At 37.9% G+C, this 13,953-nt stretch carries 13 protein-coding genes, 5 pseudogenes and 2 riboswitches; of the genes and pseudogenes, 7 read left to right on the top strand and 11 right to left on the bottom strand.

Annotated elements, in window-relative coordinates:
- Nucleotides 1-129: 129 nt before the first annotated feature.
- The 3 genes and pseudogenes from KMHG_RS17905 to KMHG_RS11665 all read left to right on the top strand — a co-directional run.
- Nucleotides 130-1,176 (top strand): annotated as a pseudogene (locus KMHG_RS17905) (catalase); the annotation flags it as partial.
- A gap of 701 nt (nt 1,177-1,877) precedes the next feature.
- On the top strand, nt 1,878-2,396 hold the full coding sequence (locus KMHG_RS11670) for an RNA polymerase sigma factor (RefSeq protein ID WP_010289719.1): 519 nt from the start codon (nt 1,878-1,880) through the stop codon (nt 2,394-2,396).
- Nucleotides 2,369-3,280: a sigma factor regulator N-terminal domain-containing protein gene (locus KMHG_RS11665; protein WP_010289717.1), complete on the top strand. Its 912-nt coding sequence runs from the start codon at nt 2,369-2,371 to the stop codon at nt 3,278-3,280. Before KMHG_RS11670 ends, KMHG_RS11665 begins: the two co-directional genes overlap by 28 nt.
- A gap of 232 nt (nt 3,281-3,512) precedes the next feature.
- Here the strand turns inward: KMHG_RS11665 and KMHG_RS17900 are convergent, their stop codons facing one another.
- Complete coding sequence (locus tag KMHG_RS17900; protein ID WP_010289715.1) at nt 3,513-3,839, bottom strand: RNA polymerase sigma factor; 327 nt, start codon at nt 3,837-3,839, stop codon at nt 3,513-3,515.
- Nucleotides 3,840-4,072: 233 nt separating this feature from the next.
- On the opposite strand from KMHG_RS17900, the pseudogene KMHG_RS11655 reads away from it, so the two are divergent.
- Nucleotides 4,073-4,630, top strand: a pseudogene (locus KMHG_RS11655) (recombinase family protein); the annotation flags it as partial.
- Between the two features lie 494 nt (nt 4,631-5,124).
- Here KMHG_RS11655 and KMHG_RS11650 read toward each other — a convergent pair.
- From KMHG_RS11650 to thiM, 7 genes and pseudogenes are all read right to left on the bottom strand, one after another.
- Complete coding sequence (locus tag KMHG_RS11650) at nt 5,125-5,886, bottom strand: 3-oxoacyl-ACP reductase (protein WP_010289713.1); 762 nt, start codon at nt 5,884-5,886, stop codon at nt 5,125-5,127.
- On the bottom strand, nt 5,873-6,511 hold the full coding sequence (gene thiE / locus KMHG_RS11645) for a thiamine phosphate synthase (protein WP_010289712.1): 639 nt from the start codon (nt 6,509-6,511) through the stop codon (nt 5,873-5,875). The genes KMHG_RS11650 and thiE overlap by 14 nt, the downstream gene beginning before the upstream one ends.
- Nucleotides 6,498-7,316, bottom strand: a complete 819-nt coding sequence (gene thiD, locus KMHG_RS11640; protein ID WP_010289711.1) for a bifunctional hydroxymethylpyrimidine kinase/phosphomethylpyrimidine kinase — start codon at nt 7,314-7,316, stop codon at nt 6,498-6,500. Before thiD ends, thiE begins: the two co-directional genes overlap by 14 nt.
- A 32-nt stretch (nt 7,317-7,348) precedes the next feature.
- A pseudogene (locus KMHG_RS11635) lies at nt 7,349-7,492 on the bottom strand (hydroxyethylthiazole kinase); the annotation flags it as partial.
- Complete coding sequence (locus tag KMHG_RS11630; RefSeq protein ID WP_010289709.1) at nt 7,470-8,195, bottom strand: thiamine phosphate synthase; 726 nt, start codon at nt 8,193-8,195, stop codon at nt 7,470-7,472. The gene KMHG_RS11630 and the pseudogene KMHG_RS11635, both read right to left, overlap by 23 nt.
- Nucleotides 8,185-8,496, bottom strand: coding sequence for an MTH1187 family thiamine-binding protein (locus KMHG_RS11625; protein WP_010289706.1), 312 nt, complete (start codon nt 8,494-8,496; stop codon nt 8,185-8,187). Before KMHG_RS11625 ends, KMHG_RS11630 begins: the two co-directional genes overlap by 11 nt.
- Before the next feature lie 5 nt (nt 8,497-8,501).
- Nucleotides 8,502-9,338, bottom strand: a complete 837-nt coding sequence (gene thiM / locus KMHG_RS11620) for a hydroxyethylthiazole kinase (protein WP_010289705.1) — start codon at nt 9,336-9,338, stop codon at nt 8,502-8,504.
- Between the two features lie 239 nt (nt 9,339-9,577).
- Nucleotides 9,578-9,677, bottom strand: a riboswitch (TPP riboswitch).
- 62 nt (nt 9,678-9,739) lie between these two features.
- Nucleotides 9,740-9,837, bottom strand: a riboswitch (TPP riboswitch).
- Nucleotides 9,838-10,008: 171 nt separating this feature from the next.
- On the opposite strand from thiM, the pseudogene KMHG_RS19870 reads away from it, so the two are divergent.
- The 3 genes and pseudogenes from KMHG_RS19870 to KMHG_RS11605 all read left to right on the top strand — a co-directional run.
- A pseudogene (locus KMHG_RS19870) lies at nt 10,009-10,227 on the top strand (DUF3997 domain-containing protein); the annotation flags it as partial.
- Between the two features lie 131 nt (nt 10,228-10,358).
- A complete protein-coding gene (locus KMHG_RS11610) occupies nt 10,359-10,547 on the top strand; it encodes a hypothetical protein (protein ID WP_010289704.1) in 189 nt (62 codons plus the stop codon).
- 193 nt (nt 10,548-10,740) lie between these two features.
- Complete coding sequence (locus KMHG_RS11605) at nt 10,741-10,959, top strand: DUF3923 family protein (protein ID WP_010289703.1); 219 nt, start codon at nt 10,741-10,743, stop codon at nt 10,957-10,959.
- 371 nt (nt 10,960-11,330) lie between these two features.
- Here KMHG_RS11605 and KMHG_RS11595 read toward each other — a convergent pair whose 3' ends face one another.
- From KMHG_RS11595 to ribE, 3 genes and pseudogenes are all read right to left on the bottom strand, one after another.
- On the bottom strand, nt 11,331-12,761 hold the full coding sequence (locus tag KMHG_RS11595) for an IS4 family transposase (RefSeq protein WP_010289701.1): 1,431 nt from the start codon (nt 12,759-12,761) through the stop codon (nt 11,331-11,333).
- 76 nt (nt 12,762-12,837) lie between these two features.
- Nucleotides 12,838-13,080, bottom strand: a pseudogene (locus tag KMHG_RS11590) (3,4-dihydroxy-2-butanone-4-phosphate synthase); the annotation flags it as partial.
- Between the two features lie 15 nt (nt 13,081-13,095).
- Nucleotides 13,096-13,740, bottom strand: coding sequence for a riboflavin synthase (gene ribE, locus KMHG_RS11585; protein ID WP_010289699.1), 645 nt, complete (start codon nt 13,738-13,740; stop codon nt 13,096-13,098).
- Nucleotides 13,741-13,953 lie beyond the last annotated feature (213 nt).

Here is a 13,953-nt window from a genome sequence, read left to right as displayed (position 1 = left end):
CATTGTACGCATAGATGCACATGAGACTTATGTCGTTATTCACCATTGTGACCTTTCAAGAAATAATCTTATTTTTAATAGGCATATGAATATTAATTTCGTGTGGATTGAATATAAGCGGAAAAATTGGGTATTCCAGCTACTTATCGTCATATGCAAGGTTCAGGAGTTAACACTTATAAATGGGTGAATGATAAAGGGGAAGCGGTGTTAGTAAAATACCATTGGGAACCGAAGCAAGGTATTCGTAACTTGACGCAAGAAGACGCAGATGCGATTCAAGCGAAAAATGTAGGACACGCGACGCAAGATTTATATGAAGCAATCGAACGCGGCGACTATCCAGAATGGGAACTATACGTTCAAATAATGGAAGATGGTTATCATGAAGAATTAGATTTTGACCCGCTTGATGACACAAAATTGTGGCCAGAAGACCAGTTCCCGTGGTTACCAGTTGGCCGTATGGTACTCAACCGCAATCCAGAAGACTATCATGCTGAAATTGAACAAGCTGCATTCGGGACTGGGGTGCTTGTAGACGGTATGGACTTTTCAGATGATAAAATGCTACAAGGTCGCACGTTCTCATATTCTGATACGCAACGCTATCGCGTCGGCGCAAACTATTTAAAATTACCTGTGAATGCACCGAAAGCGCCTGTACGCACGAACCAACACCGTGGACAAATGGATATTCGAGATCCACGAGAATCTGGCGATAACCCGCATATTAATTATGAACCGTCGATGATTGGAGGCTACTGTGAAGCGGGTGACGAAGCGCAGCCACCACATCAACCAACTTATAATGCGGCGACAACGAGTGAACCAATTGGCCGCACGAATAACTATGGACAAGCAGGTGACACATACCGCAATTTTGAAGATTGGGAACGCGATGAGCTTATTCAAAATTTAGCGAATGCGCTCGCTGTCTGTGATGAACGTATTCAAGAGGCGATGATTCATCATTTTACACAAGCAGATGAAGACTATGGTCATCGCGTGAAAGAAGCCATTCAACAAAAACAAAAAGAACTTGAAGAGATGCATCACGAAGAAACATTACCAGGAAGAGTGGCTGGTGCTTCGAAGTACGGACAAGGTACACTCTCAACGAATGAAGCGACAAAAGAAGCTGTAGAAAAAGGAAATGAAGCAGAACCTTACTAACTTGTATTTTTAAAAGTGGCCTAAGTTTAAAACTTATGTCTTTTTGTATGAAGGGAAAAAATGTTGCTTAAAGATTTTTCAGCTTTATTTTCTTTATAAGGGACTCGTAACTTAATCACAAGCGTCCTCATACAACAAGTGCTCAGAATATAGTTATTCTGAGCTTTTTTAGTCCCTCATTTTAGTCATATTTTTAGTGTATATTAGATAACTTTAGTAAACCTAAAATAAAATAATGATGTTAACTAGGTTAAATAAAGATAACTAAAATAATTAAAATAAATTAATGGAGTATATTTTTGTCGTTTTTGCTAGTTCTCATAATAGATGATTACGCGTATTAGCAAAAGCATAAAAAATTAAGTAATCAACTATATGATGAAAATCGAGTTTGTAATAATGAGGAAGGGTTACAGCCAACATTTCGGAAATTTTGTACGCTAAGGATATTTCAAACCAAAAAAAGTCGAATTCCCGTACGCTAAGGAATAGACTTTTTAATTTTATTTGTTAAGCTAAGGTCTCTGATTGTTTAACACCCGATATTAAATAAGGACATTGTTACAACTACAATATTACATCGAACTAATAGTGTGATTTATAATTATTAAAAACTATACTATTACTAAAAACACGAGAGTATAAAATATTTTGTCTACTTTTTGAATGCTTCAATCGTTGTATTAATGAGGAGGGAAAATATGGATCAAAAAGACGCGTTCACCTCCTATCTAATTCAAGTTGGAGAGGAAGTATTTCTTTTTTTACGTTCAAAAGGAGCATCGAAAGAAGATGCAGAAGACATTATTCAAAATACATTTTATAAGATCTATTCAATGTTAAGTGACTTGGAAGAAAAAAATGTTCGCCCGTGGTTTTACCGAGTTTCTCTTAATGAGTTTATTGATTTAAAGCGAAAAAAATTTCAGCATAATGTGCCTCTTTCCGATGAGATTCAATCAAAATTAACAAGTGACAATGCGGATTTTGAACAGCTTTTTAATCAAGATGAAATTATGCACTTATTAAAAAATGTAAAAACGGAGTATCGAGAGATTTTTGTATTGAAATACTATTACGAGTTATCCTACGAAGAAATTGCTAAATTATTCCATTTGCAAGTAGATAATGTAAAAAAAAAATTATACAGGGCGAGAAAAACAATTCATACGGAAGTTGGAGGGATCATGGCATGGATTCATCGATTCAAAAAGCATTAAAAAAAGCGAAAATAAAACATTGGGTTACGATTACTAGTATTTCGATAGCAGTTTGCGTCGTTTTACTTTTTGCTTTCAATAGATTTGGGAATTATTTATCTGCTCAAAACACGATGAAATTACACGACACGCTATTTTTGAAAAACAGTATATCTCAGCCAAACGTGAACATCGACTCCCAAGTAACTGCTAATTCTTCAATGTTTGGTGGCAATATTATTACTAATCGTTCAAAAAACGTAGATGGTTATCTAGTCCCTTGGAGTACACTAACGAGTTCTTATTCGTGGTTTGGTGCTTCTATTGACAATAATGAACTAACTCCTGGCTTTCACTCAAGTGGTAATACGTATTATGAATACGATAAACAAACGAAGCAAAAAGTAGCAACGTTTTATCATCCAGCTATTAAAGAATATTACGATGGGGTTCAAAATCAGCTTGAAGATGTTGTTCAATTAGAAAATCAAGTAGCCGAGGTAGCAATCTCATTCAAGAAGCCTTTAACAATGAAACAAGTACGTGAAAACATACCTGAAAATTTAAATATAGCGTGGCTTTATATGACGTCTGACATTACTGACGAAATATCAGGTCCTTCAGGAGCACCGGTTTATGGTTATGCAGATACTGAGCTTTCTAAGGAATCCTTCGATATGTTTATTGAAGACCTTAAAAAATATGATGAAAGAGGATCAATGGAGGAAATCCAAAAATATATCAAAGAGAATGAAAACAAGCCATTTAATGAAGTTACTATATTAGGCGTTATGCTAACAGGTCGTACGGAAAATTTTAATGAATTGATAGGTGAAAAATTTATTCGAGGAGCATCTGTAGGGGTAACTACACCAATTGTTCCTTATATTCAACCAACAAAATAACCTCTGGTGAACTAAAAGGACTGCAATAGGATTTAATAGCCCATTGCAGTCCTTTTCTATTTCTAATGTGATTTATTTCTCTAACTGAACATCACTGATCGTTTCACAATTAAATGACTACAACACACGTTTTTTCGCACGTTGTCATCTTTGATTTGACCAGGCACGTGCCGAATTAGAAGCGATGTTCGATCGCTAAATGTGACAATCTACCAAGTTTGGGTTGAGTCATTTACACAAAATTATTGACGGTGCCAACATTTGCTTCTATAGTTTTAAAGTAATTAGATTCTTGCTTTTTCTTTTTAAACACATTCATTGTTTGATTATGCGCAATCTTATATAACCACGCTCTAAAATGTCCTTGCTCCTTATATGTATGGATTGATTTCATCATTGTAATGAATACTTCCTGAGTTAAATCCATCGCCTCCTCATTTGAACACCCCATTCGTACAATGTAACGAAATATTTCATCATAGTATAGGTGAATTAATTCATCGCTAGCTGCCTGATTGCCTTGTAATATTTGCTGTATCATTTGTGCATCTTCTTGCATGAGTAACCTCCAATATTTATATAACAATTAAAACGACAAAAAGGATTTAAAAAATTTAGAAATTTATAGATACTTTACATAGTAGCTTAAAAACGATTGTTTTTGAGACGATTTTCATTTGATAATTTTTTATCCATATTTATAGCTAAATGCTGTTTCAAAACTTTGCTCAAAATCTATGTTTCAAAAAACCCCCTTTGTGATATAGATTTGTATATCAAAGGGGGGAAACGATGGCTTCTTATACTTATGGCTATGCACGAGTGAGTACACGACAGCAGGAATTAAATCGACAGCTAGATTTTTTGAAGCAGTACAATTGCCACGAGATTTTAACGGAGAAATTATCTGGAACGAAAACAGATCGTCCGGAATTAAATCGGCTGAAGGATAAATTGCGACCAGGAGACATGGTAATCGTAGAAAGCTTTTCTCGATTAGGGAGAAGTACGAAGGATTTAATTGAATTAGTTGCGTATTTTGAAGAACGAGAGATCAAGCTACTGAGCATTAAAGAAAACTTTGATACTTCAACACCTCAAGGAAAATTAATGATGACGGTGTTCCAAGCATTCAGCCAGTTTGAACGTGATTTAATTGTCCAGCGAACGAAGGAAGGGCTAACCAGTGCTAGAGCAAGAGGACGTCAAGGTGGGCGTCCGAAAGTGAATGAACGTGAGCTGAAAAAAGCCATCAATTTATATAAATCTGAACAGTATAGTGTGAGTGAAATTGTTGAAATGACAGGGATTAGTCGTGCTACAATTTATCGCTATTTAAACCAAGAGCAGCCCAACAGTTAGCGTTGTGCATGCTCTTGGTTTGTGTACGTTTTTCCTTAACGTTGTAAATCCGCATTTTTCTGACGGGACCCCTTTCAGCTGCCGATCTAAATTTTGATCACTAGCACTAACCCTCGCATAACCAAAAATCATTATGTATCCACTCCCTTTATTGAACAACTTAAAATGAACATCATTAACCTTGATATTACAACATTTTGATTTGTTCAGCTAGAGTCTACTTAAAATGAACATTCCCTTAAGGGATAGCATCAGGAAAATGTGGGTTTACAACATCGAGGAAGTTTCAACAAAAAAGAACCGACCTATGTCAGTTCCTTGTTCAACAAACGCGCCCGATTGTGGAAGATTGTCCTTATCCGACTGAATTTGCCCCCTCCACCCAAAGAGTGCCTCCCAACGTAAATCCCGTCCTTTTTTCGGGGGGACGACGGTTTTCAGCGTTTCTCAGCTGAAAACAGGCAAGTGTCGAAATGTTGGTTCTAGTCCATTACAAGCCCTCCATCAACGACTAAGTTCTGTCCTGTAATCGCATTTGCCCAAGGAGAAGCAAAAAATAAGGCTACATCGGCTAATTCCTTTGGTGTTGTCACGCTTTGTAATGGCGTTGAAGCCTCTATTAATTGAAACACTTCTGGCGTTGTTACTTTACTTGCGTCAGTTTGCTTTAGCAATCCACCTGACATCATATTTACCGTAATACCATATGCACCTAACTCTTTCGCCATATTTCGTGTAAAGCCAAGTAATGCTGCTTTAGCTGTTGTATATTCATGATAAGCTACGACAGGGGTTTGAAATAAATTTGTACCAATATTAATAATACGACCAAATCTTAATTCTTTCATATCCCCTATACATGCTTGAATACTATTCAGAGCACCTTTAATTGTTCCTTCAAATTGTTTATTATAATCCGTCCATTGAAGCTCAAACACATTTTTTTGTGTTTGAGGATTAAATTGAAAATCAATTAACGCATTATTGACAATTGTAGTAATGGGCGACTTGAAATATTCCTTTCCGGCTTCAACCATTTGCTGCACTTGTTGTTGATCGCGTATATCTGCCTGAAGAGCAATGGCGTTTTTACCAAGCTCCTTCGCTAATGCTTGTGCTTTCTGTTCACTGTTGCAGTAGTTTATAATTACATTCGCTCCTTCTTCCACAAAAGCTCGAGCTAGTTGTTCCCCTACACCTCTACTCGCCCCTGTTACAAGGACTGTTTGTTTACTTAACTCCATTTTCCTTCTCCCCTCGTAAAAGCTGTATCGTTTTTGTTATATCTGTATTTTCACAAATGACTGAAATAACGGCTACTCCGTCTGCACCATTTGCTTGAACAAGTTGTGCATTACACTCGTCGATTCCACCAATTGTGACAATTGGAAAGTTTGGATACGCATGTCTAGCTGCTTGAAGTAAATGAAAGCCTGCTGATCGTTTCGCATCTGGCTTGGATTTCGTTGGAAAAACCGGACCAATCCCAGCATATTCCGCTCCACTTTCGATAGCCTGCTTTAACTCATCCATCGTGTGGACAGAAACACCGACGATTTTATTGGAAGCCAAAGCTCGAAAAGTTGTAATCGCCATATCATCTTGCCCTAAACGAATGCCATCTGCCTCTATTTTTAAAGCTAAAGCAACATCATCATTTACAATAAAGGGTACATCGTATCGCTGGCACAGCTGCTGACAAGCAAGGGCAAACGCTCCATATGCGGCTCCCTCTAAACAGCCTTCTCCTTTTTCACGAAGTTGAAAGCACGTAATTCCCGCTTTTAATGCTTGCTCTAATGTTTCAAGCGGATTTGGACTATTTTGTGAGCCCATAATGAAATAGACATCTAATTTATTTCGAATCATGTATGTCTACCTCAACATTTCCCGCTGCACGTTTATAAGCAAAGTGATTCGTAGGACCGTGACCATTCCCGATATGTAAGGGATTAGAAATTGCTAAATGAATAAACTTTTTCGCCTCAATAATTGCCTCTTTTACCGAATAGCCCTTTGCAATAAGAGCCGTAATCGCCGCCGAAAATGTACAGCCTGTACCGTGCGTATCCTTTGTTTCGACACGAGGAGTCGTTACGGAAAAATAGCCATCTTTCCAATAAACCGCATCGGCTGCAAATGCTCCTTGCAAATGTCCACCCTTGATCACAACATATTTCACGCCAAGTGCTAATAATTCATTGGCAACTTGCTCTATGTGTTGCTGACTCTGAATTGTTCGTCCTGTTAATACTTCCGCCTCTGGAATATTTGGCGTACATATCGTAGCAATCGGTAGTAAATGCTCTCTCATAGCCTCTACTGCTTGCTGCTGTAACAAGCTTGCACCACCTTTTGCAATCATCACTGGATCGACAATGAGTGGAATATTTAGTTCTTTTACAACATCAACTACCCCTTCAATGATAGCGGCATCAAATAACATACCGGTTTTCATGGCTTTGACGTCAAAATCATCTAGCACAGCTTTTAACTGTGCTTGAACAAATGATGCAGGCGTTTGAAAAATGCCATGTACACCTAACGTATTTTGAGCCGTTAATGCGGTAATCACAGATGTACCAAATACTTCTAATTCCTGGAACGTTTTTAAATCGGCTTGAATACCTGCACCACCACCGCTATCTGAGCCTGCTATTGTACACGCAATCATTTTCGTCCCTCCGCCACTAATTCTAGATAATTTATTTCCGCAATTTCCTTCTGTGTATCTGCCATCACTAGTGAGGCACCGATAGCGAGTAAGCCGTTTGCTGTGAAATTTGCGACTACATAATTGGTACTACAATGTACGAGAGGGTTTTTCCTATTCATTTTTTGTAGACTCATTTCGATATACCTCCTGTGTCCAATCTTGAACTAACTGTGCTGCAGCTAACTTTGGATCATCTGCCTCAGCCACAGCAGTTACAACAAAAAAACCAGCGACACCCGTTTTTGCAAGCGATGCTAAATCGTCAAACTTTACACCTCCACCAACTACGATAGGTAGAGGGCTCAATTTAGCAATACTAGCGATTTCTTCAAAACTTCTTGTAATAATGTTCCCCTCTGTATCCATTCCACAATCTGGCTTTGTTTTCGTTTCATGCAATGGTCCAACACCAAAATAATCTATATGACTAATATCTACAGTTTGGATATATTCAAATAATTCATGCGTTCTAGCAGATAAACCAACGATTGAGTCCTCTCCTAAATATTGACGGCAGACCTCTACAGGTATATCGGATTGACCGACGTGAATGCCGTCAACCTTAATTCCTTGTTTCCTTGCAGCCAGTACAACATCAAGACGGTCATCTACAAGGAGAGCAACTTCATTGGACTTGCCCAGCTGAGCAATAATATCCGCAGCTTCACCTGTCAATTGAATTAATTCCTTTGCTGAAGCAATCTTTGAACGAATTTGCACACATGTAAATCCAGCTTCAACAGCATCTTTAATAACATTTGCTACAGGTCTACCTTTCGTATTTTCAGGACCAACGACAAAGTATGCTGAAATATCTAACCTATTCCTAATGCTCATCTTTCCCTCCTAAAATACGGTTTACTTTCTCGACTTTTGCATTCATCATATTTGTATATCCAGGGCGTACATCTGCTTTTATCACAACTGATGTTCGAATACCCTTTTCAGCAAGTACCATCGTTGCATACTTTACAACCTTCATTACTTCATCCCAATCCCCTTCAATTTCAGTAAACATTGAAGTCGTTCGATTTAGTAATCCGGATGCACGAATAACTTTAATAACCTCTGCTACTTCCGACGCCAGTTCGTCGCCTATACCCATTGGTGCAATAGAAACAGCAACTAATGTATTCATAAAGCTTATACCTCCTTAATATCAAATGGATTGTTCGCAATGTCTTCAGCAGTTGCTTTATAAAGTTCGTCTAAGAATTGAACCTGAAAACTACCTGGACCAACCACGTTTTCCGCTGCACGTTTCCCAGCTAAATTGTATACCGCACTTGCAGTCAAGGCCGCAATGAATGGTGTTGTTGCTGTCGCATAAACAGCAACAACTCCTCCTAGTGAACAGCCCGCTCCTGTTATTTTCTCCATGAAATGCGACCCACCGTATGAAATAACAACTTGAGAGCCATCAGTGATTAAATCCGTTTCTCCTGAGACAGCCACAGCCCCACCTGTCCACTTAGCCAGTTCTACTGCTGCTGCTCGTGCTGCATTTACTGAATCGGTTGAATCTACACCACGAACATTGGATTTTTCCGTACCACCATCAAGTTCCCATAAGCCTGCTAATGCAATGATTTCAGAAGCATTCCCTCTAATGATAGTTGGTTTATATGCTTTAAATTGTTTTAGTAGCTTTGTTCTTAGTGAACCAATACCAACCGCAACTGGATCCAACACCCATGGTTTTTTATTTTCATACAAAACCTTTGCGACATGGGGTAATGTCTCCTCATAGATTGGCAGAAGTGTACCTACATTTATGTAAGTTGCTCCGCCTACTTGCGCCAAAAATTCTCCTTCATCAGGTAGGTACACCATCGCAGCAGAGCCACCAACAGCTAATTGAGCATTTGCAACGAAATTAATCGTTACTGAATTTGTGATAGACCCCGCCATAGGATTTGTCTGTTTGACTGTTTCCACCGCTTGCTTCATTTGTTTTTGAATATCGATTTTGCTCATCATTGTTAACTCACCTCACGCTAATATTTCTGGATTGTCTTCACTGCTTACAAATTGTTTAAAACAACTAGTAGGCACTTCCTCTGAATTGAAACGCAACTAATTTTGAGTTTCAAAATGAATTCTCCTATCATCATTAACGAATGGGTTTATACGCGTAAAAGTATTCTATCAAAAAACCATTTTCTCAAAAAAATGCTCCCCCCTAAAAATGGGAAAGCATGATTCAAGTTCATGATAAATAAACTTAATACATCGCTTCCCTACACCAGTGTTAACTGACAGGTTCAAAGGATCAGGTTTTAACCTTCTCAACACAAAAGTGTCCCCCCGCAATTAAAGTATTTGCAATAAGAAAAGCTCCACGTAAATATACGTAGAGCTTAAGTAAGTACAAATTAATCATTCGTATGTACTTTGCTCCCTACGCCCGTATTAACGGTCAGGTTCAAAGGGTCAGGTTTTACCTTCTCAACACCGAAGTGTCCCCCTGCAAATGCATTTAATTAGTTTGAGTGTATCAAAGTAAATTCAATATAACAAGCTTTCTAACAAACAACGTTTTTTTGAAATTAATGTAGTTTTCTCGAACATTAGTTCGAGAACTTCAACCAACCTAAAAAGATTTTCCATTCAATATTTTCATCGTTTCCTAAAGTGACCCACTGAAGTAACTGCTGTCTGGTGGGATGAACAATATATTATTGCTAAGCAAATGCATTTGAAGGCAGATGAACGAGGATATGAAGAACCTCCACAAGATCCTACGAACGAGGATTATTCTTATTGGATAATCGATATAGATAAGAACGTAGTAAAAGGTCCTCTTACGCTAAAAGAGTTAGAGAATGATACGATCTGGCCCGATTGTGGAATAAGTAAAAATCTTTAGATGGAGTATCGTCAGATTTATGCTGATTTACAACGTTAAGCACTTAATGTTACCAAACGATGGTTTGGGAAGGTTATACTTTAAATAAACGGGTCTTTCAACATCGAGGAGTTTAAAGGGGGGGATATGGAATGGCTGATTTATTTATATTTTATTATTTTTTACCGTTGTTATTTTCTTTATTATGGTTTATTAATTTAGTCCAGTTATTGGAAAAATTAAAACAAGATAGAGATATTAAAAATCAAAAAATACTGGGTTCTCTATGGAGTATTGGTTTTACATTTTCGATTCTTTTATCCGTATCTATACTATTTTAGAGGATGAATATGAACTATTCGCCAATTGATTTCTCGTCAGATTTATGAAGAGTTACAACAGTAAGCAAAGAAAAACGTCCCCAAACACCGCTTTGGGAACTATACCTTACATTTTTATTCAGTTATATTTTGAAAAAAATATGAAACTAAATTAATTTCTTTTCGTAGCTTTAATTACGGGGAGGAATAAAAAATGATTAAAAAAATATGGTGGACGCTTACAGTTTGTTGGATTGTCGTATTTGGCGGTCTAGCTACATTTATTTATACTAGAGAAGTAGATGCTGCTGGTGTAGTTCAAACACCTGAATTAAAGTGGTTTTCTCTAGCATTATTAGGTGGTTTATTTATTTTCATTGCTATATGTCATTTTATATTTTTATTTATCATTAATAAAAGAGCATCTGCATAACCATACACATAAAGTAGAAATAACGTTCCCAAATCAAAGTTTGGGAATGAACATAAAAGCCGTAAACACTGTTATATCAGTGTTTATGGCTTTTTGTATGTAACATTGTTTATACGCTGTTTTATGCACGGCTCTAAAAAGCCCGTGCCAGCAACGTTTACGCTTATTTTTGTGCTGGCTGCGTTCGTCACGATCTTGCATAGAATCTTGCATATCCTTAACGTTGTAAATCCGCATTTTTCTGACGCCACCCCATACCCATCAAGCTAACAACGGAGATGGCTAGATTCGAATGCTTATCTACAGATCAGCTAGCCAATGTATGAAAAACAGACAAACCAAATAAGCCCCCGAAAAAATCCTTTTTTTGGTTAAGCAGCTTGTCTCGGCTTCACCGTCGTTTCGTACACAATGCCTAAAATATCAAAAACTGTCATCTTTTTAGACCGATGACATTTACGGCCGTTTTTTGAAAGTAGCTGATACAGGCGATGGAGGATTTTCACCAGTTCTTCTGCGCCAGCTGCCATTGCCTGAAAGAATAACGGAAAGTAATCCTTAATCATATAGATCGCCTTGTATTCACTCAGCTCCTGCCTTTTCTTTTCAAGCAGTAGCTGTCGCATTTGAAAAATCGTCGAAGAACAGAGAAGAATGCCAATGAGCTGTCCGTATAAATGGCACTCGAGGCGTTCTTTTTTGATGCTTTTACAGGCATCGATTTCAAAAAAAGACTTCCATGTTTTAAATAAAATTTCAATCTGCCAGCGCAATGAATACAAGGCATGTACATCATTTGTTGGGAATTCTTCAGGTGATGTGTTCGTGATATAAACGTTCATACCCATTAACCGTTTACTTTTCTCCTTCATGACAATGCCCTTCTTTTTTTCACGAATCGCTTGGTTTTTCAAGCGTGTTTGTGTTTGATCATCGGTTAAGCGATGAATGATGACACGTGTTGGCAGCTTTTGCGTGTGACCAATATACGCTTCATGAATTTCGATCGTTTCACCAGGTGTAAGCCTCTCCATTAGTTGTGCCATATCGAGTTGAATATATTCGGTATGCTTTTTCAACGTCCCATTTTTGAAGGTTTCTGGCGCAGGATTCTTGATATAAATTCGTGTATTCAGCTTTAGCCGTGAGATATAGTACGCCTTTTTTTCATGAATGGCCTGTAAGTCGCCTAAATCAAAGTAACCCAGGTCGCGCAGGCAGATATCGCCCGCCTCTACGGTTTTGAGACACATCGTTCCGTACGTTTTATCATTATTTTTTCCCGGTCCAACATGTACGTTCAAAAATTGACCACTTAGTAAATCATATTCTAATTGGATTTTTACACCCGCCGTGTTACTACTGCCACCCGATCCTTGATATTCACAAGCGAACTCATCTGGCAATTGAAAAACGGTGGCATCTAAAATACGGATTCGCTTAAATCGAGACAGCAAGGTGTCGGGGAGTGATTGGTTGGCACAGAGTTTTTGTGCAAGTAGCGTGCGAAAGACCTCTCGAAGGCAGGCAACAGCTGTCTGGTTAAAGCGCTGATTTAAGCCTTCTGCACTCATCGATACGCCCGTCGAAGCTTCTAACCGACTAGATAGTTGGATAAGAGATGCGCTACCAATCTCCTGACTCAGCCAGACACAAAGGGCAATGAGTTCATTGGCTTGATACTTACTTTTGCGTTTGACAAAGCCCACACGTTTGGCGATTTCTTGTAGCACTGCCGGAGATAAACAATCGCGTAATTCTTGTGCGAAAAGATTCAATTCATTGGATAGGATTCGATTCATCAAAAACGCCATCCTTTCTTGTAAACTATTGATGTTACAGAAAGAATAGCGTTTTTTTCATGTTGGGGGTATTGATGTGCTTAGCTTGATGGGTATGCGGCAGGACCCCATGAAGGTCTAGTTTTTCTGCCAATGTTTCTGTAATTGGTGTACAAATTAAGCCACGGCCATATGTTGCCATAAAATTTATATTTTCAGGCGTCGCAAATTCTGCAATAACGACTAAATCTCCTTCGTTTTCAAGATCCTCATCGTCCACCACAATGATTACTTTTCCTTGTTTTAAATCGTCTAATGCCTCTTCAATTGTATTTAACATAGTTTTCATCACCCCTTAAAAACCGTTTTGATGTAAGAAATCGAGCGTTAATGATGACTCGCTGCTCTTTTTATTTTTATTTAAATGATGCAAAACATATTTTCCAAGTAAGTCTGTTTCAATGTTTACTTGATCGCCTATTTTTTTCGTTCCTAAAATTGTTTCAGAGTACGTATGAGGAATTAATGATATCGTCACACTTGTTTCTGTTACATTGAATAGTGTTAAACTCGTCCCATCAATCGTAATCGATCCTTTTGGAATACAGTTTTCTGCTAATTCTTTAGGGATGTCGATTTCAATATAAACCGCATTGGAGACAGGTTTAATGCTCCGAATCGTACCGACCCCATCAACATGACCCGAAACAATATGTCCTCCAAAGCGCCCATTTGCAGACATCGCACGTTCTAAGTTAACAAAGTCACCTAGTTTTAATGAATGGATATTTGTTGCTTTCACAGTTTCAGGCATAACATCTACTGTCATTTCTTCGCTTGTAAAATGAGTGACCGTTAAACAAACCCCATTCACCGCAATACTGTCGCCTAAATGGACATCGGATAAAATTTTCTTGGAAGTAATCGTTATCTGCATACTTTTTTCGTCTTTTTGAATGCTTTTTACTTTTCCTTTATCTTCTACAATACCTGTAAACACATTTACTCACCCCAATTGACTATTTTGATCAACAAAAAACTCCTACCAGCAAAGAGCCTTAGGAGTTTTGGGAGTATATTTATAAATGGCGTGCTTAAAAAACATCCAATAAAAATGATAATACCTACATAGCGCATAACACTTTACGTATGTACAAAATTTATTGAACAGCAAATAAACCTTTTGAATCTACGAAAAATTCAAAAAGATGCC

The organism is Kurthia massiliensis (genome assembly GCF_000285555.1).
GTDB lineage: Bacteria > Bacillota > Bacilli > Bacillales_A > Planococcaceae > Kurthia > Kurthia massiliensis.
The sequence above is the reverse complement of the archived record's forward strand: the minus strand, read 5'-3'. Positions and strand labels throughout refer to the sequence as shown.

Excerpts from the sequence above, each read along its gene's own strand:
- KMHG_RS11595 (WP_010289701.1), bottom strand. The coding sequence starts at position 12,761 with ATGAATCGAATCCTATCCAATGAATTGAATCTTTTCGCACAAGAATTA.
- thiE (WP_010289712.1), bottom strand. The coding sequence starts at position 6,511 with ATGATTCGAAATAAATTAGATGTCTATTTCATTATGGGCTCACAAAAT.
- KMHG_RS17900 (WP_010289715.1), bottom strand. The coding sequence starts at position 3,839 with ATGCAAGAAGATGCACAAATGATACAGCAAATATTACAAGGCAATCAG.
- KMHG_RS11625 (WP_010289706.1), bottom strand. The coding sequence starts at position 8,496 with ATGAATACATTAGTTGCTGTTTCTATTGCACCAATGGGTATAGGCGAC.
- thiM (WP_010289705.1), bottom strand. The coding sequence starts at position 9,338 with ATGATGAGCAAAATCGATATTCAAAAACAAATGAAGCAAGCGGTGGAA.
- KMHG_RS11610 (WP_010289704.1), top strand. The coding sequence starts at position 10,359 with ATGGCTGATTTATTTATATTTTATTATTTTTTACCGTTGTTATTTTCT.
- KMHG_RS11665 (WP_010289717.1), top strand. The coding sequence starts at position 2,369 with ATGGATTCATCGATTCAAAAAGCATTAAAAAAAGCGAAAATAAAACAT.
- KMHG_RS11630 (WP_010289709.1), bottom strand. The coding sequence starts at position 8,195 with ATGAGCATTAGGAATAGGTTAGATATTTCAGCATACTTTGTCGTTGGT.
- KMHG_RS11650 (WP_010289713.1), bottom strand. The coding sequence starts at position 5,886 with ATGGAGTTAAGTAAACAAACAGTCCTTGTAACAGGGGCGAGTAGAGGT.
- thiD (WP_010289711.1), bottom strand. The coding sequence starts at position 7,316 with ATGATTGCGTGTACAATAGCAGGCTCAGATAGCGGTGGTGGTGCAGGT.
- KMHG_RS11605 (WP_010289703.1), top strand. The coding sequence starts at position 10,741 with ATGATTAAAAAAATATGGTGGACGCTTACAGTTTGTTGGATTGTCGTA.
- KMHG_RS11670 (WP_010289719.1), top strand. The coding sequence starts at position 1,878 with ATGGATCAAAAAGACGCGTTCACCTCCTATCTAATTCAAGTTGGAGAG.